Source organism: Burkholderia sp. AU28863 (assembly GCF_002223195.1).
In the GTDB taxonomy this organism is placed as follows: Bacteria; Pseudomonadota; Gammaproteobacteria; order Burkholderiales; family Burkholderiaceae; genus Burkholderia; species Burkholderia sola.
The window spans coordinates 615553-638582 of the sequence record NZ_NKFE01000008.1 but is presented as its reverse complement, the minus strand read 5'-3'; the positions used below and the strand labels follow the sequence as shown (position 1 = coordinate 638582).

Annotated in this window: 18 protein-coding genes; 17 read left to right on the top strand and 1 reads right to left on the bottom strand. The window is 69.4% G+C overall.

Translation table 11 applies throughout. The features are described from left to right. The first annotated feature begins 3 nt into the window (after positions 1-3). The 12 genes from xylB (at position 4) to CFB81_RS32655 (ending at position 15793) form a co-directional block, all read left to right on the top strand. A complete protein-coding gene (xylB, locus tag CFB81_RS32710; RefSeq protein ID WP_089437910.1) occupies positions 4-1482 on the top strand; it encodes a xylulokinase in 1479 nt (492 codons plus the stop codon). 87 nt (positions 1483-1569) lie between these two features. Next, complete coding sequence (gene xylF, locus CFB81_RS32705) at positions 1570-2598, top strand: D-xylose ABC transporter substrate-binding protein (RefSeq protein ID WP_069620033.1); 1029 nt, start codon at positions 1570-1572, stop codon at positions 2596-2598. A 65-nt stretch (positions 2599-2663) separates the two neighbouring features. Next, positions 2664-4223 carry a D-xylose ABC transporter ATP-binding protein gene (gene xylG / locus CFB81_RS32700; protein ID WP_089437909.1) on the top strand — a complete coding sequence of 520 codons (1560 nt, stop codon included), beginning with the start codon at positions 2664-2666 and terminating at the stop codon, positions 4221-4223. Next, entirely contained in the window at positions 4220-5431 is a 1212-nt protein-coding gene (locus CFB81_RS32695) for a sugar ABC transporter permease (protein ID WP_089437908.1), read from the top strand. The genes xylG and CFB81_RS32695 overlap by 4 nt, the downstream gene beginning before the upstream one ends. A 40-nt stretch (positions 5432-5471) precedes the next feature. Next, positions 5472-5711: a hypothetical protein gene (locus CFB81_RS32690; protein WP_256976408.1), complete on the top strand. Its 240-nt coding sequence runs from the start codon at positions 5472-5474 to the stop codon at positions 5709-5711. Positions 5712-6133: 422 nt separating this feature from the next. Further along, the gene (locus CFB81_RS32685) at positions 6134-8320 is read left to right on the top strand and encodes a LamG-like jellyroll fold domain-containing protein (protein ID WP_373452668.1); all 2187 of its coding nucleotides are present in this window, start codon (positions 6134-6136) and stop codon (positions 8318-8320) included. A gap of 506 nt (positions 8321-8826) precedes the next feature. Further along, positions 8827-10317: a PAS domain-containing sensor histidine kinase gene (locus CFB81_RS32680; protein WP_089437906.1), complete on the top strand. Its 1491-nt coding sequence runs from the start codon at positions 8827-8829 to the stop codon at positions 10315-10317. Then, positions 10299-11681, top strand: a complete 1383-nt coding sequence (locus CFB81_RS32675; RefSeq protein ID WP_089437905.1) for a sigma-54 dependent transcriptional regulator — start codon at positions 10299-10301, stop codon at positions 11679-11681. Before CFB81_RS32680 ends, CFB81_RS32675 begins: the two co-directional genes overlap by 19 nt. Positions 11682-12053: 372 nt before the next feature. Further along, complete coding sequence (locus CFB81_RS32670) at positions 12054-12626, top strand: hypothetical protein (RefSeq protein WP_256976407.1); 573 nt, start codon at positions 12054-12056, stop codon at positions 12624-12626. A 43-nt stretch (positions 12627-12669) separates the two neighbouring features. Next, complete coding sequence (locus CFB81_RS32665; protein WP_089437903.1) at positions 12670-13215, top strand: hypothetical protein; 546 nt, start codon at positions 12670-12672, stop codon at positions 13213-13215. 21 nt (positions 13216-13236) lie between these two features. Beyond that, on the top strand, positions 13237-14502 hold the full coding sequence (locus tag CFB81_RS32660; protein ID WP_089437902.1) for an MFS transporter: 1266 nt from the start codon (positions 13237-13239) through the stop codon (positions 14500-14502). Between the two features lie 37 nt (positions 14503-14539). Next, positions 14540-15793, top strand: coding sequence for an arsenic transporter (locus CFB81_RS32655; protein ID WP_089437901.1), 1254 nt, complete (start codon positions 14540-14542; stop codon positions 15791-15793). A 36-nt stretch (positions 15794-15829) separates the two neighbouring features. Here the strand turns inward: CFB81_RS32655 and CFB81_RS32650 are convergent, their stop codons facing one another. Continuing rightward, positions 15830-17935 carry a TonB-dependent siderophore receptor gene (locus CFB81_RS32650; protein ID WP_089437900.1) on the bottom strand — a complete coding sequence of 702 codons (2106 nt, stop codon included), beginning with the start codon at positions 17933-17935 and terminating at the stop codon, positions 15830-15832. 393 nt (positions 17936-18328) lie between these two features. Here CFB81_RS32650 and CFB81_RS32645 point away from each other — a divergent pair, with 393 nt between their 5' ends. From CFB81_RS32645 to CFB81_RS32625, 5 genes are read left to right on the top strand one after another with little or no spacing between them, the layout of a single operon-like run. After that, positions 18329-19909, top strand: coding sequence for an acetolactate synthase large subunit (locus tag CFB81_RS32645; protein WP_089437899.1), 1581 nt, complete (start codon positions 18329-18331; stop codon positions 19907-19909). Between the two features lie 48 nt (positions 19910-19957). Continuing rightward, on the top strand, positions 19958-20770 hold the full coding sequence (locus CFB81_RS32640) for an SDR family NAD(P)-dependent oxidoreductase (RefSeq protein WP_069620045.1): 813 nt from the start codon (positions 19958-19960) through the stop codon (positions 20768-20770). A 15-nt stretch (positions 20771-20785) separates the two neighbouring features. Next, positions 20786-21823, top strand: coding sequence for a sialidase family protein (locus CFB81_RS32635; protein WP_089437898.1), 1038 nt, complete (start codon positions 20786-20788; stop codon positions 21821-21823). A 12-nt stretch (positions 21824-21835) separates the two neighbouring features. Further along, positions 21836-22357, top strand: coding sequence for a VOC family protein (locus CFB81_RS32630; RefSeq protein ID WP_089437897.1), 522 nt, complete (start codon positions 21836-21838; stop codon positions 22355-22357). A 48-nt stretch (positions 22358-22405) separates the two neighbouring features. Then, positions 22406-23011, top strand: coding sequence for an amino acid synthesis family protein (locus tag CFB81_RS32625; protein WP_027809147.1), 606 nt, complete (start codon positions 22406-22408; stop codon positions 23009-23011). The last annotated feature ends 19 nt before the right edge of the window (positions 23012-23030 follow it).

The window sequence follows — 23030 nt, the reverse complement described above, 5'->3', positions numbered from 1 at the left end:
GCCATGTACATCGGACTCGATCTCGGCACGTCGGGCGTGAAGGCGGTGCTGCTCGACCGCGACGGCGCGGTGCGCGCGAGCGCGAGCCGCCCGCTTGCGGTGAGCCGGCCGCAGCCGCGCTGGTCCGAGCAGGCGCCGCGTGACTGGTGGGAGGCCGCTTGCGGCGCGCTCGCCGCACTGGTGGCGGATGCGCGTTCGGCCGGCATCGATCCGCGCGACATCGACGCGCTCGGGTTGACCGGCCAGATGCACGGCGCGACGCTGCTCGATGCGCATGGCGACGTGCTGCGCCCCGCGATTTTGTGGAACGACGGCCGGGCCGACACCGAGTGCGACGAACTCGAACGGGTCGCGCCCGCGCTGCGCGCGGTGGCCGGCAACATCGCGATGCCGGGCTTCACCGCGCCCAAGCTGCTGTGGGTGCGTCGCCACGAGCCCGACGTGTTCGCGCGCATCGCCTACGTGCTGCTGCCGAAGGATTATCTGCGCTACCGGCTGACCGGCGCGTTCGCGACCGATCCGTCGGATGCCGCGGGCACGCTATGGCTCGACGTCGCGAAGCGCGATTACGACGACACGCTGCTCGCCGTCTGCGGGCTGTCGCGCACGCAGATGCCCGCCGTATTCGAGGGCAACCGCGTCACCGGCACGCTGCTGCCGGCCGTCGCACGGGCGCTGGGCCTGCGCGAGATCCCGGTGGTGGCCGGCGGCGGCGACAACGCGGCCGGCGCGGTCGGCGTCGGGATCGTGCGGCCCGGTGACGCGCTGCTGCCGCTCGGCACGTCGGGCGTGTATTTCGCGGTGTCGGACGGGTTTCGCGCGAATCCCGAATCGGCAGTGCACAGCTTCTGTCATGCGCTGCCCGATACGTGGCACCTGATGTCCGTGATGCTGAACGCGGCCGGCTGCGTCGACTTCACCGCGCAGCTGGCCGGTTACGACGGCGTCGCGGCGCTGCTCGACGATGCCGAGCAGAACGCACGCGCGAGCCGCCCGTGGTTCCTGCCGTACCTGAGCGGCGAGCGCACGCCGCACAACGACGTGAACGCGAAGGGCGTGTTCTATGGGCTCACGCCGGACACGCGGCGCGCGGATCTCGCGAACGCGACGCTCGAAGGCGTCGGATTCGCGCTGCTCGACGGCATCGACGCGCTGCATGCGGCCGGGCTCGCCCCCGACAGCATCACCGTGATCGGCGGCGGCTCGCGCAGCGCGTACTGGACGCAGATGCTCGCCGACCTGAGCGGCCGCGCGCTGACGTTGCGCGAGGGCGGCGAAGTGGGGCCGGCGCTCGGCGCCGCGCGCCTTGCGCATCTCGCGCTCGAGCCCGATGCGCGGCTCGACGACGTGTGCCCGCAGCCGCCCGTCGTCGCGGTGCGCGAGCCCGATCCCGCGCGGCACGCGTGGTATCGCGATGTGCGGCGGCCGACGTTTCGCGCGCTGTATCGTGCGCTCGAACCGGTGTTTGCGACGGGCGCTTGACATGCACGTTGCAGTGAATCGATGCGGGCGGTGCAATCCGGCGGCCGCCCGCGGTTCGTGAGTGGTTCCATAACAAGGAGTGGAGACATGAAATCCGTGACGCGTCGTACCGTATTGAGTTCGCTTGCCGGCGCCGCCGCGCTGGCGATTCTCGCGCTGGGCACGCCGCTCGCTCACGCGAGCAAGGACAAGCCCGAGATCGGCTTCTGTATCGACGACCTGCGCGTCGAGCGCTGGTCGCGCGATCGAGACTATTTCGTCGCGGCCGCGACGAAGCTCGGCGCGAAGGTGTCGGTGCAGTCGGCCGACGCGAGCGAGGCGCGGCAGATTTCGCAGATCGAGAACCTGATCTCGCGCGGCGTCGACGTGATCGTGATCGTGCCGTTCAACTCGAAGACGCTCGGCAACGTCGTCGCCGAAGCGCGCAAGGCCGGCATCAAGGTCGTGTCGTACGACCGCCTGATTCTCGACGCGGACGTCGACGCGTATATCTCGTTCGACAACGAGAAGGTCGGCGAGCTGCAGGCGCAGGGCGTGTTCGACGCGAAGCCGAAGGGCAACTATTTCCTGCTGGGCGGCGCGCCGACCGACAACAACGCGAAGATGCTACGCGAAGGACAACTGAAGGTGCTGAAGCCCGCGATCGACCGCGGGGACATCAAGGTCGTCGGCCAGCAGTGGGTGCCCGAATGGAGCGCGTCGACCGCGCTGCGGATCGTCGAGGACGCGCTGACCGCGAACAACAACAAGATCGACGCGATCGTCGCATCGAACGACGGCACGGCCGGCGGCGCGATCCAGGCGCTTGCCGCGCAGCATCTGGCCGGCAAGGTGCCGGTGTCCGGGCAGGATGCGGATCTCGCGGCGGTCAAGCGCGTGATCGCCGGCACGCAGACGATGACCGTCTACAAGCCGCTGAAGCTGATCGCGAGCGAAGCCGCGAAGCTCGCGGTCGATCTTGCGAAGGGCGCGAAGCCCGCGTTCAACGCGCAATACGACAACGGCAAGAAGAAGGTCGACACGGTGCTGCTGCAGCCGACGCTGCTGACCAAGCGCAACGTCGACGTCGTCGTGAAGGACGGCTTCTATACCCAGGCCCAATTGGCGAGCCAGTAAGCGGACGACGGACGCGACGCGCGGCCGCCGCGACGGCGGCCGCGCTTACTGCGAGGCATGAACGAATGACGGAACCCTTGCTGACGATGCGCGGCATCGTCAAGGCATTCGACGGCGTGAAGGCGCTCGACGGCATCGACCTGACCGTGCGCCCCGGCGAATGCGTCGGGCTGTGCGGCGAGAACGGCGCCGGCAAGTCGACGCTGATGAAGGTGCTGTCGGGCGTGTATCCGCACGGCACGTGGGACGGCGAAATCCGCTGGGAAGGCGCGCCGCTCGTGGCGTCCGGCGTGCGCGACACCGAGCGCGCGGGCATCGCGATCATCCATCAGGAGCTGATGCTCGTACCCGAGCTGTCGGTGGCCGAGAACATCTTCCTCGGCAACGAGATCACGCTGCCGGGCGGGCGCATGCACTTCACGGCGATGGTCCGGCGCGCGGAGGAGCTGCTGCGCGAACTGCGGATCGACACGATCAACGTCGCGCAGCCGGTGATGAACTACGGCGGCGGCCACCAGCAGCTGATCGAGATCGCGAAGGCGCTGAACAAGCAAGCGAAGCTGTTGATCCTCGACGAACCGTCGTCGTCGCTGAGCGCGTCGGAAACGCGGATCCTGCTCGACATCGTGCGCGACCTGAAGCGGCGTGGCGTGGCATGCGTCTACATCTCGCACAAGCTCGACGAAGTGGCGGCCGTGTGCGACACGGTCACCGTGATCCGCGACGGGCGCCATGTCGCGACCGAGCCGATGGCCGCGCTGACCACCGACCGGATCATCGCGATGATGGTCGGCCGCGAGATCCGCGACCTGTATCCGCGCGAACCGCACGAGATCGGCGACGTCGTGCTCGACGTGCGCCACGTGACGTGCCGCGACGTGACGAACGCGCGCCGCAAGCGCGTCGACGACGTGTCGTTCAGCGTGCGGCGCGGCGAGATCGTCGGCGTGGCGGGGCTCGTCGGCGCGGGCCGCACCGAGTTGATGCAGGCAATCTTCGGCGCGTATCCGGGCGCGTGCACGGCAACCGTGACGATGAACGGCCGGCCGCTGTCGATCCGCTCGCCGGCCGACGCGATCCGCGCCGGCATCGCGATGGTGCCGGAGGACCGCAAGCGCCACGGCATCGTGCCGCAGCTCGGCGTCGGCCACAACATCACGCTGGCGGTGCTGCAGCGCTTCGCGGCGCGCGGGCGGATCGACGCGGCCGCCGAGCTCGACGCGATTCGCACCGAGATGCAGCGGCTGTCGGTGCGCGCCGCGCATCCGTTCCTGTCGATCGCGAGCCTGTCGGGCGGCAATCAGCAGAAGGCGGTGCTCGCGAAGATGCTGCTGACCGAGCCGCAGGTGCTGATCCTCGACGAACCGACGCGCGGCGTCGACGTGGGCGCGAAGGCGGAGATCTACCGGCTGATCTTCGCGCTGGCCAAGCGCGGCGTCGCGCTGATCGTCGTGTCGTCGGAGCTGCCGGAGGTGCTCGGCCTCGCCGATCGCGTGCTGGTGATCGGCGAAGGCGAGTTGCGCGGCGATTTCGTCAACCGGGACCTCACGCAGGAACAGATTCTCGGCGCCGCGCTGAAGCCCGCGCGGCTGCCCGCCGAACCCACCGCAGCGAGTGCGATATGAATTCCGAACTTTCTTCCTCGACCCCGGCCACGCCGGATACCGATGCGCGTCGTCCCGACGGGCGCGCGCCGCGGCTGGCGTTGCGCCACGTCTTCACGCGCTACAAGGTGCTCGCGCTGCTGTTCGCGGTCGTCGCGATCTGGGCGTTCTTCTCGGTGCTGACGGACGGCGCGTTCGTCACGCCGCGCAACGTATCGAACCTGCTGCGGCAAATGTCGATCACCGGCATGCTCGCGTGCGGGATGGTGTTCGTCATCATCGCGGGCGAGATCGACCTGTCGGTCGGCTCGCTGCTCGGGCTGCTCGGCGGCGTTGCCGCGATCCTCGACGTCAACCGCCACTGGCCGGTCGCGGCGACGGTCCCGGCCGTGCTCGCGCTCGGCGTGCTGATCGGGCTCTTCAACGGCTGGTGGTCGACCTATCGGCGCGTGCCGTCGTTCATCGTCGGGCTCGGCGGGATGCTCGCGTTTCGCGGCATCCTGCTTGGCATAACCGGCGGCTCGACGATCGCACCCGTGTCGGACGGCTTCGTGTTCATCGGGCAGGGCTATCTGCCGCGCGTCGCCGGGGATGGCCTCGCGGTGCTGCTGTTCGTGGTCGCGACGCTGCTGGTGGTGCGGCAGCGCGGCACGCGGCGGCGTTACCGGCTCACGGTCGCGCCGTTGTGGCAGGACGTCGCGAAGATCGTCGGCGCGGGCGCCGTGCTGTTCGCGTTCGTCGCGACGCTCGACCGTTACGGCGGCATTCCGGTGCCCGTGCTGCTGCTGCTCGTGCTGCTCGGCGTGTTCTCGTGGATCGCGACGCAGACCGTGTTCGGCCGGCGCATCTATGCGGTGGGATCGAACCTGGAGGCGACGCGGCTGTCGGGCGTGGATACCGATCGCGTGAAGCTCGTGATCTTCGCGCTGATGGGGCTGATGTGCGCGTTTGCCGGCCTCGTCAACACGGCGCGGCTCGCGGCCGGGTCGCCGTCCGCCGGCTCGATGGGCGAACTCGACGCGATCGCCGCGTGCTTCATCGGCGGCACGTCGATGCGCGGCGGGTCGGGCACCGTCTACGGCGCGCTGATCGGCGCGCTCGTGATGGCGAGCCTCGACAACGGGATGTCGATGCTCGACGTCGACGCGTACTGGCAGATGATCGTCAAGGGCGCGGTGCTGGTGCTCGCGGTGTGGATCGACGTGGTGTCGCGGTCGAACCGGCGGTGACGCGCCGGCCGGGCCGTTCGCGATGCCGAATGCCGGTTCCGTGCTGGACCTCGATGACCCGCGCGACCGCCAGGTGATCGCGGATGCACTGCGCGCGCTGCTGCGCGAGCGTTCCGAAGCGCTCGCGTTCGCGATGCGCATGGCCGACCAGTGCGGCCGGCCGCGGCCCGATGCGGCCGATTTCGCGCTGACCGACATCATTCGGCTCGCACGCGTCGTCGAGCGGATCGAGCGGGACGGCGCGTCGCAGCGCGCCGCCGTGCCCGCGGGCGGGCGCTGAACGGCGAGGCGACCCCGCGCGCCGGCCGCGGGGCGAAAGCGCCACGCGTGCCGCGCGGTCGACGTTCAACGCGGCGAATCCATCGAATCGCACGCCGATCGGAGGACGAGGATTCCTCGAGTCGCGTGTGACGCGGCCGTTTCCTTACAACACGTAATTGACCCACCCGGTCCTGACGCGCACCATGCGCGGTTGCCGCCGCTTCCCGCCACTGTCATCGTTTGCGTTCAGGATGGCATGACGTGTGGCGGCCGGAGCCGCCGGTGCGGGCGAAGCAGGGACGCTGCGGCAGATGCCTGACCGACGGCCCTCCGCTTCGCGGTGCCGGGACGCCCGGCGACAGCGGCACGCTTTCGATGAAGTTCGAACCCAGGGCCGCGCGCGGGCGTGGCCGCAACGACCAAGGGAGACGCATGAGCGGCATGAAACGGATGAAGGACAACGCGGGCGACGCTTCGCGACCCGAGTGGATGTCGGACGATGCGCTCTCGCGGCGCACGTTTCTCCACAGTCTGGGCGCATTGGCGATGCTCGCCTGCGGCGGGACGTTCGGCGGTGCGAGCGCCGCATTCGCCGCGGTATCGCAGGGCTCGACGGCGGCCTTCGTCCATCCGGGCCTGCTGCATACGCAGGCCGATTTCGATCGCGTCGCGCAAAAGGTGATGACGCACGCGCAGCCGTGGTTCGACGGCTGGTCGGTGCTGATCGCGAACAGCCACGCAAGCCGGTCGTGGCAGCCGCGGCCGCAGGTCGAAATCGATCGCGGCGGCAGCGGGCCGCAGAACTATGGAATCCTGTACAACGACGTCGCCGCCGCCTATGCGTGCGCGTTGCGCTGGAAGGTGACCGGCGACAAGCTGTATGCGGACACGGCCGTGCGGATCATGAACGAATGGGCGGCGACGCTGAAGCGCCTGGGCGGCGATTCGAACGTCGACCTCGCGGCCGGGCTGTACGGCTACGAGTTCGCGAATGCCGGCGAAATCATGCGCGGCTATCCGGGCTGGGCGGCGGCGGATTTCGCCGCGTTCCAGCGGATGATGCGCACCGTGTTCTACCCGATCAACACCGATTTCCTGCATCGCCACAACAATACCGAGATCACGCACTACTGGGCGAACTGGGATCTGTGCAATATCGCGTCGATCCTCGCGATCGGCGTGCTGTGCGACGACCGTCCGCTGTTCGACGAGGCGATCGACTATTTCCGCGCGGGGCCGGGCAACGGCGCGATACCGCAGGCGGTGTATTACCTGCATCCGGGCCATCTCGGCCAGTGGCAGGAGAGCGGCCGCGACCAGGGGCACAACACGCTCGGCATCGCGCTGGCCGGCGCGATCTGCGAGATGGCGTGGAACCAGGGCGTCGATCTGTACGGCCATGACAACAACCGTTTTCTTGCCGGCGCCGAATACGTCGCGAAAGCGAACCTGCGCCAATCGCCCGACGGCCCGTTCTTCGACGTGCCCTACGTGACCTACTCGAACGTGAACGTCACGCAAACGCAGTTCGCGACCGGCGGCCAGGGCGGGGTCCGGCCGTGCTGGGCGCTCGTATACAACCACTACGTGAACCGCAAGGGGCTCGCGGCGCCGTGGTCGAAACGCTTCGCGCTCGCGGCGCAGCCCGAGGGCGGCGGCGGCAACTACGGGCCGAACAGCGGCGGCTACGACCAGCTCGGCTACGGCACGCTGATGTACACGCGCGATCCGGCCGCGCCAGCGTCCGCGCCGAGCGGGCTGACCGCCCATGCGAGCGCCGGGCGCGCGGTGCTGTCGTGGTGGGGCGTGGCGAACGGCACGCACTACACCGTGAAGCGCGGCGCGGCGTCGGGCGGCCCGTACACCACCGTGGCGACCGGCATCGTCGACCCGCTGACGTGGACGGACAGCCCGGCCGCGGGCACCTGGTATTACGTTGTGAGCGCAACCACATCGACCGGTGAAACGCAGCATTCCGCGGAGGTGCGCGTGGTGACCGGCCAGCAGTTGCAGATCTGGCTGCCGTTCGACGAATCGCGCGGCGTCGCCGCCGCCGATCGCAGCGGCAACGGGCACCCCGGCGCGCTGGTCGGCGGGGCGGCGTTCGCGCCGGGGCGCAACGGCAATGCGCTGTCGCTCGACGGTGCGGGCAGCCATGTCGCGCTTGCGGCGGGCGTGCTGGCCGACGTCTCGGATTTCACGGTCGCGGCATGGGTGTGCGCGCGCACCGTGCGCAAGTGGTCGCGGGTGTTCGACTTCGGCGCCGGCACCGGGCGCTACATGATGCTCACGCCGCTGGCCGACACCGGCGCGCTGCGCTTCGCGATCACGGTCAACGGGCCGCATGGCGAGCGGCGCATCGATGCGAAGGCGCCGTTGCGTGCCGCGCAGTGGACGCACGTGGCAGTCACGCTGGCGGGGACGACGGCCACGCTCTATGTCGACGGCGCAGCCGTCGGCAGCGCGACCGACGCGTTTCTCGCGCCGTGGCGGCTTGGCCCGACCGCGAACAACTGGATCGGGCGCTCGCAGTTCGCGGCCGATCCAGCCTTCGACGGCCTCGTGAGCGATTTCCGCGTGTACCACGGGGCGCTGACGGCGGCGCAAGTCGCCGCGCTTGCGCGGTAGGCCCGCCGCACGCTGTGATGGGGCGAGACGCCCGACGCCGGATTTCCGGCGTCGGGGCGCCTTCCTTTGGCTCCCGTGCGATTTTCCGGTCAGGTATCTTCAAGCCTGATCACGGTCGACGATCATGGCGATAGCCGGGGCCGGCCGAGGGCTTTCCGCGAATCGCTCGCGCTCGTATCGAGGGCGTCAACTGGCGCGGCCCTTTCGACTTTCCCGTGGCACTGCATGCAGAGGATCTTGTCGAGCATCGAGGCCGACCCTCCCTTTCCGTCAGCGAGTCCGCGCGCCTGACGACGTGTGGACTGGCACTGGCGGGCGACGGGCACGCGTCGGGCAGCAGCGGCGGGGCCCGGCGCAAGGGGTGACTGCGAACGCGTATGTCGATGGCGGCAAGGCGCCCCAGGCGCTTGCGATCGTCGGGATTCGCCACCGTGCATGGCGATCGTGACGGCTTCGCATGACATGCAATACGCTATTCTGTCGTCCTCAACCGCCAGCCCGATCCGATGAAGCGTCCGTCGTTTTCCACCCAACTCGTCATGCTCTGGGCACTCGTCGCGGCGCTGTGCGCGACGCTGGTCGCGGTCGTCTGGGTCACGGCGAGTTCCGCCGAGAGTCAGCAGGTGGCCAGCGCGAAGGCCGCCGGCGCGTCGGCATGCGAAGCAGTCGCGTCGCGTTACGGTGCGTCTTCCGCGTCGGCAGGCGCCGGGCCCGCTCCGGAGCTGATGCACGCGATCCTCGACATGGTGCTGTCCCGTGCGCCCGACATGGAGGGCGGGTTCTGGACGCCCGGCGCCGCCCCGGCGGCGAGCGGCTTTCTCGCGTATTCCTTTCCCACCTATCAGGGCAGCGGCGTCAAGCACGACGTTCCGGAAGCGGAAACGCCGCTGATTCTCCGCACGCTGCGCGCTGCGGCCGCGACGCATGCCGCGACGGCGAACGTCGTCGAAGGCGCGCAGGATGCGGTGATCGCGGCGGCCTGCCCGGTACGCGGCGGATCGGGGCTCTACGTGTGGATGCTGACGCGTGCGCGCCCGCCGCTGGGCCGGCACGGGGAATTGCTGGCCACGGGCCTCGCGGCCGTGCTCGCGGTGATTCTGGCGATCGCGGCGGCGCTGGCCGTGGCGCTGCGCCGATGGAAGCGCAATCTCGCACGGATCGAGAGCGGGCTGGGGCCCGACGGTCGCGAGCATCAGCTGCCGTACGTCGGCGAACCCGATCTCGACCGCGTCATCGATGCGTTCAACGAGCGGGCGCGGCGCGCCGACCAGCTGCAACAGCAGGCCGACGAGCTCCGGACGCGCCTCGCGCAGGCCGAGCGCTTCGGCATGCTGGGCAAGCTGGCCGCGCAGGTCGCGCACGAAATTCGCAATCCGATGGGCGCGATGCGGCTGAAGGCGGAAAACGCACTGGCGGGCGACGGCCGGCGGCAGCAGGACGCACTGCGCGTGATCCTCGCGCAGATCGAGCGCGTCGATGCGCAATTGTCGAGCCTGCTCGCGCTGACGCAGCCGGTGCGCCCGCATGCGGCACGTGTCGACGTCGACGCGTGGCTCGCGCAGGTCGTCGACGCGCATCGCGAGCTCGCGCAGCGGCAAGCGATCGACCTGACGTTCTCGCTCGCGGGGCAGGCCGAACGGCTCGCGTGGCCGTCGGATCGTCCCGCTTTCGATCCCGACCAGATGCGGCGGGCGCTCGACAATCTGCTGCTCAATGCGCTGTACCACGCGGGCGACGGCGGTGCGGTCACGCTCGCCGCCGAGCGGCGCGCGTTCGCGGGGCGTGACTGGCTGCGCATCACCGTATCGGACAGCGGCCCCGGCGTGCCGGCCGCGCAGCGCGAGCGGATTTTCGAGCCGTTCGTGACGGGCCGCGCGGACGGCACGGGTCTCGGCCTTGCCGTCGTCCGCGAAGTGGCGGCGGCGCACGGCGGGCACGCGCGCCTCGACGGGGGCGCCGCATTCGTGATTGAAATTCCATGGCAAACATCCTCATAGTCGACGACGACGCGGCCTTTCGCGACAGCCTCGCCGAAACGCTCGCCGATCTCGGTCATCGGGTCGTCGAGGCCGCAACCGGTCGCGCCGCGCTCAGCGCGCTGCGCGACGGCGGCGGCAACGGTATCGAATGCATCTTTCTGGATTTCCGCCTGCCGGATCTGGACGGGCTGGCCGTGCTCGCGCAACTGCGTGACGACCCTGCGCTGGCCGCGATTCCGGTCGTCATGCTGACGGCCCATGCGACCAGCGATAACACGATCGAAGCAATGCGGCTCGGCGCATTCGATCACCTGACGAAGCCGATCGGGCGTCGCGACATCGCGCAACTGCTCGAACGCATCGTGTCGGCGAATCAGCCGCCCGCGCTCGCGCCGTCCGACGACGGTTTCGCGGGCGAACCTTCGGCGGACCGACCGCAACTGCTGGGCGTGAGCGCCGCGATGCGCGACGTGCAAAAGCAGGTCGGCCGCGCCGCGATGAGCGACGCGACCGTGCTCGTGACCGGCGAGACGGGCACGGGCAAGGAGGTGGCGGCCCGCGTGCTGCATGCCGCATCGGCCCGGCATGCGGGGCCGTTCGTCGCCGTCAACTGCGCGGCCATCCCGGCCGACCTGCTCGAAAGCGAGTTGTTCGGGCATCGTCGCGGCGCGTTCACGGGGGCGCATGCCGATCGCGCGGGGCGGCTCGTCGAAGCCGACGGCGGGACGCTTTTTCTCGACGAGATCGGCGACATGCCCGCCGCGATGCAGGCGAAGCTGCTGCGCGCGCTGCAGGAGCGCGAGGTGATGCCGCTCGGCGCGGATCGCCCGACCGCGATCAACATTCGCGTCGTGGCCGCGACGCACCGCGACCTCGCCGCGGCCGTCGCGAACGGCACGTTCCGCGAAGATCTGTTCTATCGGCTGAACGTCATTCCGCTGCACCTGCCGCCGCTCGCGGAGCGTGTGGCCGACATCCTTCCGCTCGCCGCGCATTTCCTCGGCAGCGCGGCGGGCACGCGCGCGCTGCATCTGACGAACGACGCGCAGCGCGCGTTGCTCGATCACCGCTGGCCGGGCAACGTGCGGGAACTGCGCAACGTGATGGAGCGCGCGGCCGCGCTCGCCCCCGGGCCGGCCGTCAGCGCGGCCGATCTCGGCCTGGCCGCCGTGCCGGCGCGCGAGCCGGGCGCCGGGGCGGTGCCGGCGCACCTGCTCGACATGCCGCTGCCCGATGCGCTGGCGACGGTCGAGCGCGCGGCGATCCTGCACGCGCTCGAGCGCGCGAACGGCAATCGTGCGGAGGCCGCGAGGCAGCTCGGCGTCGGCCGCCAGTCGCTCTATGCGCGCATGGCGAATCTCGGGATCGAGCGCGACGACTAGTCGCGCCGTTTCGACTGTCGGGAACGCCGACATCCGGTGAAGCGACGTGTCGGGAAATCCGACATGTTTCGCGCGCGTCGTCGTTCGGCGCATGGCAGAGCGGTGCATCGCAGGTTGGCACGGGTATTGCGGATACCGATGCATCGCAATCCATTGCCGGAGCCCGTCATGAAGCCGTACCCGTCTGTCGTTCGATCGCGGTCGTCGCGCCGTGTCGCCGTTCGCCGGTCATATCGTGCGCTTTGCGCTGCCGCACTCGTTGCCGTCGCAACGGTCAGCGCGGCGCAGGTGCCGCCCCCACCGCGTGCGGAAGACCCGGCCGACGCCATGCCGCCGCCTGCCGCCCCTGGGCCTCGCGCGCTTTTGCCTGCCGTGCCCGGAAACGCCATCGCCCCGGATGCGCTGGTTTCAGGCACGCTGTCGCGGCTGACGATCAATCCGGAAGGCGCCGTCGACGGCTTCGTGCTGACCGACGGCACGCTCGTCCGCGTGCCGCCGCATCTCGGTTCGCAACTGACGGCGCTCGTGCGGTCGGGCCAGCGCGTCACGGTAGCCGGCGAACGACGCGTCGACGATGAAATCCATGCACGCGTGATCCGCAACGACGGCACCGGCGCGTCGCTGCCCGATCAGCCGCCCGCGCCCGTCGCGCCCGTGCCGCCCATGCTGCGCGGCGTCAACCTCGCCCGCCTGAGCGTGTCCGGCGTCGTGCGCCGCGTGACGCACGCGCCGCGCGGCGAGCCGGACGGCGTGATGCTCGACAGCGGCGCGATCGTCAAGCTGACCGTTCCGGCCGCGCAGCAATTCGGCGCGTTGCTCGTCCCCGGCGAGCGCGTGGCCGCGGTCGGTTACGGCACGCGCAACGCATACGGCGAAGCGCTGCAGGCGACGGCGTTCGGCGCGCCGGGCCATGTCGTGAATCTCTACGACGATGCCGCGCGCTGATCGCGCGACGCCTGTTCCCCCATCCATCGAAAGGAGTCCTGTCATGCACTGGATCGATCCCGCCTGCCTGCCCGAAACGCGCGGCCGCGTCACGCAGTTTCTGCTCAATCCGCACGGAGAAATCGACGGCCTGATCCTGAACGGCGACCTGCAGGTGCACGTACCGCCGCATCTGGGCCGCGAACTGGTGCGCCATGTCGCGGTCGGCGACCGCATCCGCGTGCGGGGCGTCAAGCCGCGTCGCGCGGCGATGATCGCGGCCGTGCAACTGACCGGTCGCGGCGGCATCGACATCATCGACGCCGGCCCCGAGCACGCTGTCCCGCGGCCGCCGCGGCCGGCTCGGCAACCGATGGAATTGAGCGGAGAAGTCGCGTTCGGGCTGCATGGACCGAAAGGCGAGCTGAACGGCGCGTTGTTGACGAGCGGTGTCGCGCTGCGGTTGCCGTCGCATGCCGCGGAAGCATTGCACGACTACCTGCAGGCCGGCATCCATGTGCAGGCGTGGGGGCACGGCGTCGTCACGCCGCACGGCACGACGCTCGACGTGACCGACATTGCCGAGCTCGTCGATGCGGATGCCGAATGACCGTGCGATGGTGAGACGCCCATGAGACCGGCACGCGCGCTCGAGGCGCTCAACTTCTTCCTGGCCGACGTGCAGGCCGGCATCGGCCCGTTCATCGGCGTCATCCTGCTGTCGCGAGGCTGGGGCGCCGATGCAATCGGCTCGGTCATGACGCTGGCCGGGCTCGCCGCGATGGCCGCGACGCCGTTGGCCGGCGCGCTCGTCGATGCGGTGCGCGCGAAGCGGGCGCTGATCGTCGTGGCGACCGCGGCGACGGCGCTTGCGTCGCTGGCGATGATGTTCGTCCACAGCTATCCGGCGGTGGCGGCGTCGCAGATCCTGGCGGCGGTCAGCGGCGCGGTGCTGGCGCCGGCCGCCGCGGGCGTGACGCTCGGCATCGTGCGTCGGCAGGGTTTCGACCGGCAGTTCGGGCGCAACCAGATGGCGAACCACGCCGGCAACGTCGCCGGTGCGGCGCTCGCCGGGTGGCTCGGCTGGCACGTCGGATTCGACGCGGTGTTCGCGCTCGTCGGCGTGTTCACGGTCCTGGCGATCGTGAGCACGCTGGCGATTCCCGGGCACGCGATCGATCATGCGTCCGCACGTGGTCTCGATCCTGCCGGCGCCGCGCCGAAAACGGATGCGACGCATCCCGATACGTTCACCGTGGCGTCGACGTCGCGCGTCGGCGGCCTGCGCACGCTCGCCCAAAACCGGCCGCTGGTGCTGCTCGGTGGGTCGCTCGCGCTGTTTCATCTCGGCAACGCCGCGATGCTGCCGCTCTACGGGATGGGCGTCGTCGTCACGCATCGCAGCAACGCGAGCGCGTTCACCGCACAGACGATCGTCATCGCGCAGTGCGTGATGATCGTGGCCGCGTGGCTCGCGCCCCGGCTGATTCGATCGCACGGCTACTGGCGGGTGCTGCTGTTCTCGTACCTCGTGCTGCCGGTGCGCGGGCTGGTCGCCGCGGCGTGGATGAGCGAAGCGGGCGTATGGCCGGTGCAGGTGCTCGACGGCATCGGCGCCGGACTGCAAAGCGTGGTCGTGCCCGCACTCGTGGTTCGCCTGCTGCATGGCTCCGGCCGCGTGAATGCCGGGCAGGGCGCGGTCGCGACCGCGCAGGGTATCGGCGCGGCGCTCAGCCCGGTGCTGGGCGGCGTGCTCGCGCAGCACTTCGGCTATCCGGCCGCGTTCGTCGTGCTGGGCGCCGTGTCGACGGGCTCGCTCGCGCTATGGCTCGGCCATGCGCGGTCGCTGAGCAGCGTGTGCGGCAAGCCCGCCGATCTATCGGCGACATCGTCGTGACGGCGATGTCGATTCCCATGCCTCCGTCCACTTGCCCATGAATCCTGTTTCGCTTGCCTGGCTGATTTCCGCGCTCGCCACAGCGGGCGTCATCACGCGCCCATTCGGGTGGCCCGAGGCCACGTGGGCCGTGAGCGGCGCGCTGCTGCTGGTCGTGTTGAACCTGTTGCCCGTCGCCCAGGCGCTGGATGCCGTCGCGAAAGGCGGCGACGTCTACCTCTTTCTGACGGGCATGATGCTGCTGTCCGAGGCGGCCCGTCGCGAGGGGCTGTTCGACTGGGTCGCGACGCACGTCGTCAATCTCGCGCAGGGCTCGCCGCGGCGGTTGTTCGCGCTGATCTACGGGGTCGGCGTCGTCACCACGGTGTTCCTGTCGAACGATGCGACCGCCGTCGTGCTGACGCCCGCGATCCTCGCCGCCGCGCGCCGTGCGAAGGCCGATCCGATGCCGCTGCTGTACAGCTGTGCGCTCGTCGCCAATGCCGCCAGTTTCGTGCTGCCGATTTCGAATCCGGCGAACCTGGTGCTGTACGGCGCGCACATGCCGGCGCTCGGCGTATGGGTCGCGCACTTCGCGGCGCCGTCCGTCGCGTCGATCGCGTGCACGTTCGTCATGCTGTGGATCGTGCAGCGACGTGCGCTCTCCGGGCGTTGCGCGTCCGGGCTGCCGGTGCAGCCGCTGACGGGCGGCGGACGCATCGCGTTGGCAGGCATCGCCGCAACGGCCGTCGCGCTGATGGCGGTATCGGTCGCCGATCGCCCGCTCGGGTTGCCGACCGCGCTGGCGGGCGTCGTCACGGTCGCGTGCGTGGTGATGCGGGATCGCGCGGCGGGCGTGCCGATCGTTCGCGCGATTTCGTGGAGCGTGCTGCCGCTCGTCGCGGGGTTGTTCGTCGTCGTCGAGACGCTCGACCGGACCGGCGCGGTGCGCGCGCTGGCGGGCCTGCTGCAGATGCTGATGCAAGGCGGCGAGCACGTCGCCGCGGCCGTGGCCGGCGTCGCGGTCGCGCTGGGGTCGAACGCGGTCAACAATCTGCCCGCCGGGCTCATCGCGAGCTCGACGATCCACGCCGCGCACAGCCCGCAAACAGTGGTCGATGCGATTCTGATCGGCGTGGATCTCGGTCCGAACCTGTCGATCACCGGATCGCTCGCGACGATTCTGTGGCTGGCGGCGATCCGGCGCGAAGGGCTGCAGGTCGGGTTCCGCGCGTTCCTCGCGGTCGGCGCGTGCGTGATGCCGCCGGCGTTGCTGCTCGCGCTGGGCGCGCGGTTCGTGGTCGGCGGCTGACGCGCGATGCGCGTCGCGTCAGCCGTCCCGGCCGGCCTAGAACGAATAGGCGAGCGACGCGAACAGGCTGCGCGGCGCGCCCGGCGTGACCCACAGGCTGTTGTACGAGCTGACGTAGGTGGTGCGATTGAACAGGTTGTTCAGCACGACCGACGCACGCAGGTGCTTGTTGACCTGAACGTAGCCGTTCAGCTGCACGGTCGCGTAGGCCGGCAGTTCGAAGCCGTCCTGCGTGTTGGCCGTGTTGCCGGCGCGGCGCCCGACGTAGATCACGCCGGCGCCGGCGCCTGCCTTGTCCGCGAACGGCAGGGTCGTCTCGTACATCAGCAACGCGCTGCCGCTCAGACGCGGTACGTCGACGAGGCGTGAGCCGGGCGCGAGCACGGTATCGCGCGTGACCTCGGCGTCGACGTACGCGAAGTTGGCGATGCCGCGCAGGCCGTGCCCGAGATCGCCGCTCCATTCGAATTCGACGCCGCGGCTGCGCACTTCGCCGGCCGCGCGCGAGAAGCCGGCATTCGCCGGATCGGCGGTGAGCACGTTGCGCTTGGTCACGTAGAACGCCGAGACGGTCGTGAGCGAGCGCGCACCCGCCCATTTCGCGCCGGCTTCGTAGCCGTGGCCCTTTTCGGGATCGAACGCGTTGCCGCCGACGTCGGCGCCGTTGTTCGGCCGGAACGAATACGCGGTGTTCGCATAGAGCGACCACGCGGGGCTCATTTCATACACGACGCCGATACGCGGGCTCACCGCGGTCTGCAACTGGCTCGTCGTCACGCCCTTCAGGCGGTTGTCGATCGATTGATGGAAGCGGTCCCAGCGCAGCCCGGCCAGGATCTTCCAGTGCGGCCCGAACGCGAGCGTGTCCTGCGCGTAGACGCCTTGTCCGTTATCGCGTTCGAGCAGGTTGGTCGCGGTGCGCGGCGTCGGCGCGGGCTGGCCGTAGACCGGATCGAAGATGTCGATCGCGTACGGCGCCGCGGCGCTCGGCGTGGAGCGCGCGACGAACTGGTCGTAGTTGAAGCGGTACGCATCGACGCCCATCACGAGCGTATGGCCGATGCCGCCCGTGCGGAACGTGCCGGTGGTTTCGAGGCGGCCTTGCAAATCGTTCGAGTGAAACGCGACTTGCCGGTAGCGGCGCCACAGCGTGCGGCCGTCCGGCTGCAATGCGAAGGCCTCGGACGAGCGCCCCGACAGGTCGGTGTTGCGTTGCGCGACGCCGGCATTGATCGACCAGCTTGAATCGAAGCGATGCTCGAGCGTGAACTGATGGCCCGTGTTGCGCACGTCGTAGTCGCCATCGCGCGGCTCGCCGAGAAAGCGCGACGCGGGGATCGCGCCAAGCTGGCCGTTGACCGCCAGCACGCCGCGATCGAGCGGCGCACGCTGACGCGCGCTCTCGAATTCGTAGTGCAGTGTCGTGTCCGCGCCGATGTCCCACGTGAACGACGGCGAGAACAGGTAGCGTTTGCTCGACACCGTGTCGCGAAAGCTGCCGTTGTTCTCGTTCATCGCGACGAAGCGGTACGCGAGCGATTTCGTGACGGGGCCGGTCGAATCGAGGGTCTGGCGCAGTGCGCCGTAGCTGCCGGCCGACACGCCGATGGTGTTCGCGCGTGCGAACTGCGGCTGCTTCGTCGTATAGCTGATGATCCCGCCCGGATCGCCGCGGCCATACAGCGCGGACGCCGGCCCCTTGAGCACTTCCATGCGCTCGAGGTTGACGGTGTCGCGCGGCACGCTCATCCCGCGATTCCACGAGAAGCCGTTGACCAGGTAGTCGGTGCCGGACGTGTTGCCGTCGCCGGCGAAGCCGCGCACCGCGTAGTTGTCCCACAGGCCGCCGAAGTTGTTCTGGCGCGAGACGCCTGCGACCCAGTCGTAAAGATCGTCGCCGCGGGTGGCGGCCACGGTCTGGATCAGCGTCGTATCGACGCTGCTGACCGCGAACGGAATCTCCATCACGTCCGCCTCGCTGCGCGTCGCGCTCGTCGATTCGCGCGTGCGGAACGGCGCCGTCGCGCGTTGCGCGGACACCTCGATCGTGGGCAGCGACGTCTCCTGCGCGTCGGCCGCGCCCATGCCGGTCGTGCCGACGACGATGGCCATCGGTGCGGCCGCCCAGTTCCTCCTGCTCATACATCTCCTCTTTGTGTCGTTCGCGTTCGGGCACGGTGGGCGGCCTCGCGCCGACATCTGTGTTCCAAACAGTACATTTGCGCGGCAATTTAATGCAAATGAGAGGCATTTGCAATCGTAATTTTGAGAAAGGATGCGGGAAGGGAAACGGTGCACGGCGCGGACGCGGTCGATCTGGCGTGGGCGTTTCGTGAAATTCCGAATTGTGGGAAATGTGTCGTGTCGTGTTGACGATCGAATGGCGCCTTGACCTCCGTTGTGCCGAATATTTGCGAGAAATTCAGGGTAAACGTGGAACCTGATGAATTGAAAAATACGAAGCAGGAAGTTTGACAAATCCCGTAATTCGAGATTACAGTAAAAGCACTTCAGTCAAACCCGTCGAGCAGCCGCATGAACATCCCACAGTTGGACAGCGATACCGAAGCAAGGAGCGGGGCGGGCGTCGTGCTCGCCACCGCGCGAGACGCCGGCGTCGACGTCTGTTTCGCCAATCCCGGCACGACGGAGATGCCGTTCGTCGGTGCGCTCGACGCCGTGGCCGGCGTGCGGTCGATCCTCGGGTTGTTCGAGGGCGTGTGCACGGGCGCGGCCGACGGCTACGGCCGCATGACCGGCAAGCCCGCGATGACGTTGCTGCACCTCGGGCCCGGCCACGCGAACGGCATTGCCAACCTGCACAATGCGCGCCGCGCCCGCACGCCGATCCTGAACATCGTCGGCGATCACACGCGCGAGCATCTGAAGCACGACGCACCGCTGACGTCGGACATCGAATCGCTCGCCCGTCCGGTGTCGGTGTGGTATCGCAGCGTGGCGCGCGACACGGATCTCGCGACCGATACGGCCGACGCGATTTCGGCCGCGATGGGCGCGCGGCGTGGTGTCGCGACCCTCGTGCTGCCCGTCGATCTCCAGTCGGCCCGGGTGCGCGGTGCGGCGTGGCCCGCCGTCGTGCGGCCGGCCGCGGTGACGTTCGATGCCGCTCGGGTCGAACAGGTGGCCGACCTGCTGCTCAGCGGTCATCGCGCCGTCCTGCTGATGGGCGCCCGCGCGCTGTCGGCGCGCGGGCAGCGGGCGGCGGCACGCATCGCGGCGGCCACCGGCGCGACCTGTTTCAGCGAAACCTTTCCTGCGCGGGCGGAGCGCGGCGGCGGCCTGCCGGACATCGACCGCCTGCCTTATTTCCCCGAGCCGGCGCTCGCGGCGCTGGCCGGCCGGCGTGTGGTGCTGGCCGGCGCGCTCGCGCCCGTCACCTACTTCGGCTACGAGGGCATTCCGGGCGAACTCGCGCGGCCCGAAGACATCGTGACGCTGGCAACGCCGGGCGATGCGGCGGACGACGCGCTGGAGGCGCTGGCCGATCGCATCGGCGCGGCAACGAACGACGAGGGCGTGCGCGTCGAGCGCTGGCGCGTGGAGGACGGGCCGCTCACGCCGCAGGCCGTCGGCCGCGTGCTCGCGAATGCGCTGCCCGACGACGCGATCGTGTCGATCGAAGGCGGCACGTGCGGCTACCCGTTCGTGACCGCATCGGCGCGCGCGCGTCGTCACACCATTTTGACGAACACGGGCGGCGCGATCGGCCAGGGCCTGCCGGTGGCGCTCGGCGCCGCCGTCGCGTGCCCGGACCGCCGCGTGTTCGCGCTGCAGTCCGACGGCAGCGCGCAGTACACGATCCAGTCGCTGTGGACGATGGCGCGCGAGCGTTTGCCGATCGTGATGCTGATCGCATCGAACCGGCGCTACGGGATCCTGCAGACCGAACTCGCGCGCAGCGGCCTGCCGGCCGACACGCCGCACGCGAGCCGCCTGACGCAACTGGACGACCCGCCGATCGACTGGCTCGCGCTGTCGCGCGGCTACGGCGTGCCGGCCCAACGCGCGAGCGACGCGCATGCGCTGGTGCAAGCGCTCGACGACGCACTCGCGCATACCGACGGGCCGACGCTCATCGAAATGCAGTTGTCCTGATCGCGGACCGGCTCCTTTCTTCAATCCCGACTCTCACCTTTCATCGACATGGATCTGCAACTGCACGGAAAAGCCGCGTTCATCACCGGCGGCAGCATGGGCATCGGCAAGGCGGTCGCGCTCGAACTGGCGCGCGAAGGCGTCAACGTCGCGATCGCCGCGCGACGCATCGAACACCTCGAAGCGGCTGCCGCCGAGATTCGCACGGCGCTCGCGCCGCTCGGCGACGCGGCCGGCGCGATCCTCCCCGTCACGGTGGACACGACCGACATGGCGTCGATCGAAGCGGCGATGGCCGCGAGCGTCGAGCGTTTCGGCCGGCTCGACATCCTGCTGAACGGCGCCGCGCATCCGGGCGGGCTCGTGCGGACCGAACTCGAACACGCCGACCCGCAGGGACTGCTGCAGGACATCGACATCAAGGTGGTCGGCTACCTGCGCTGCGCGAAGGCCGCCGCACCCCACATGCGGCGCAACGGCTTCGGCCGGATCGTCAACATCGGCGGCCTGACGGGCCGCGGCAGCAAGCAGCTGTCCGGCATGCGCAACGTGGCGATCGTGCACCTGACCAAGACGCTGTCCGACCAGCTCGGACCGTTTGGCATCACGGTCAACACGATTCATCCGGGCGTCGTCGAGACGCCGCATATCCACGAGCTCTACGAGAAGGAAGCGCAGAAGCAGGGGCTGACGGCCGCGGAGGTCGAGGCCAACTACGTGAAGGTCACGCCGATCCGCCGCGTGCTGCAGCCGGAAGAAATGGGGTGGATCGTCGCGTTTCTCGCGTCGCCGAAGTCCGGCTCGATCACCGGCGAATCGATCGGCTGCGACGGCGGGCTCACGCGCGGCATTTTTCTCTGACACAAGGAGCACTTCATGACCGCAACCGTACTGGTCGCCACCGCCGGGCAAGGCATCCTGCGCTCGAACGACGACGGCAAGACCTGGCATCGCCTCGGGCTCGCCGAACCGATCGAATTCGACGGCATCGTGCGCGCGCTCGCGGTGTGCCCCGCGACGCCGTCGCGCGTCTATGCCGGCGCCGATTCGGGGCTGTGCATCAGCGACGATGGCGGCGCGCACTGGTTTCGGCCCGACAACCTGCTGAACGGGCAGACGGTCTGGTCGATCGCGATCGATCCGGCCAACCCTGCGGTGCTCTATGCGGGCACCGGCGCGCCGTCGCGCGCCGCGCTTTACAAGTCGAACGACGCGGGCGCGACGTGGGCGCGAACGGCGTCCGAGCTCCCGGAGTTTTGCTCGGGCGTCAATCGGCCGCGGCTGCTGACGATCTGCGTGGACCCGGACGACAGCCGCAACGTCTGGTACGGCGTGGAGGAGGGCGGCGCGTGGCGCAGCCGCGATGCCGGCGCGAGCTGGACACGCGTGGACGGCCCCGGCACCGCGATCCGCAACAGCGACATTCACGCGATCGCCGTCCTGTCCGCCACGCAAGGCCGGCCGAAGACCACGGTGCTGCTGACGGTCAACGCGGTGTACGTGAGCGAGGACGACGGCCTGACGTGGGACGGCAAGCTGTCGCGCGACCGCTTCGACGGGCTGTACTACACGCGCACCGTCGTGCAACTGCCGGAGCCGGAAGGCGACCTGCTGATGGCGATCGGCGACGGCACGCCGGGCAGCCGCAGCCGCATCTACCGCTCGACCGATCGCGGTTACGCGTGGCACGAGACGGATCTGCACACGCCGCCGAACTCCACGTTCTGGGCGTTCGGCGTGCACGCGGCCCAACCGGCGCTCGTGTATGCGGGCACCAAGTACGGGCACCTGTTCCGCTCGCGCGACGGCGGCCGGAGCTGGACCAAGGAATGGCGCGATTTCAGCGAGATCACGGCGGTCGCGTGGACGCCGTTCGAGGCGCCGCTGGCCGCCCACGCGCAGTCGACCCACTGAGCGGAGCGAACGATGACACCGTCCGATATCCGCCAACGCGCCGAACGTGCGAACGCGAGCGGCCTGCCGTTGCCGACGCCGCGCGTGCAGCGCACCCACCTGTCGCTGTTCGTACGCGATCCCGTTCGCTCGAGCATCTGGTACGCCGAGGTGCTCGGCATGACGGAAACCGCGCGCGGCGAGCAGTGGGTGTTCATGTCGTTCGGCCAGAAGCACCACGATATCGCGCTGATTCGCGCGGCATCCGATGCGGAACTCGGCACGATCGGCCTGCAGCACTACGGCCTCGAAATCGCCGGCGGGCTGACCGAATTGCGCCGCCTGTACGGGATGCTGATTCGCCGCGACGTGCCGATCGTCAAGATCACCGATCACAAGGTCGGGATCGGCGTGTATTTCACGGACCCGGACGGCAACCGGCTCGAATTCTTCTGCGAAATGGTCACGGACGACGAAGAGGGCAAGCGCGTGCTGCATCGATACAACGCGCCGAGCGATCCCTTCCAGCTCGAACCGCTGTTCGACTTCGACTGAGCCGCCACCTTTCCATCCGCATCATCGACATTTTATATAGGAATGCAAATGAGCAAGACCGCCAATTTCGAAGGCTTTCACATCCGCAAGTGGTACACGCAGATCGAGGATTCGCTCGCGAACGAAACCGGCCAGCTCGCGGACGGCGAGCCGTTGCGCAAGATCGTGATCGCCGCGGCCGTTCACAATCCGTATGCAGGGCGATTCAGCGAAAACCTCGACGACCTCGTGCGCCCGTCGCCCGCGCTCGGCAAGGAGTTTGCGCGACGCATCGAGTCGCTTGCCGACGGGCGCGCGATCGAGAGCTACGGCAAGGCGTGCCTGGTCGGTTCGGCCGGCGAATACGAACACGGCAACGCGTTCCTCACGTCGATCTTCGCGGAGCCGATCCGCGCGGCGCTGGGCGGCGGGAAATCGTGGGTGCCGTCGAGCGGCAAGCGCGGCCCGATCAATACGGTGATCGACGTGCCGCTCGCGCACAAGGATGCACTCTACGTACGTTCGCACTACGACACGGTGACGTGCCTGTTTCCCGACGCGCCGAACGACGACGAAGTGCTGGTGATCTTCGCGTTCGCGACGCGCGGGCGGCTGCATGCACGGCTCGGCGGCCTGAAGGCGAGCGAGATCGTCGGTCGCGACGGTCTGGTCTGAGCGCATGCCGGACGAGGAG